This window comes from Fibrobacter sp. UBA3629, from assembly GCF_002374005.1.
Lineage (GTDB): Bacteria > Fibrobacterota > Fibrobacteria > Fibrobacterales > Fibrobacteraceae > Fibrobacter.
The window spans coordinates 1-257 of record NZ_DFLC01000018.1; the positions used below are offsets into that span (position 1 = coordinate 1).

At 51.4% G+C, this 257-nt stretch carries 1 protein-coding gene; it reads right to left on the minus strand.

Annotated features, from left to right (window positions below; genetic code table 11):
* Positions 1–257 (minus strand): hypothetical protein (locus B2310_RS06320; protein ID WP_290729705.1); only part of this gene is annotated, 257 nt, incomplete at both ends.

Consider the following 257-nt stretch of genomic DNA (forward strand, 5'->3'; position numbering starts at 1 on the left):
TACATCTTCTTGAAGGCATCCCAGTTTTCACCCCAGGCATTCCAGTAGTGCACCGTATTTTCGCCACCGAGCGTTTCCACGGAATAGCCGTCGGCACGCAGGTACCACATGTCGCCACCGTTCCTAAAGACGAGCACCCAGTTGTTCCAGTTTTCGGCTCCGCTCTTTACCTTGTTCCTGAATTCAAATTCCGCGACAAAGTTTCCGCTTACCTTCACGGACTCAAATTCGTCATAGGCATCCCATGCCGTGCTAAA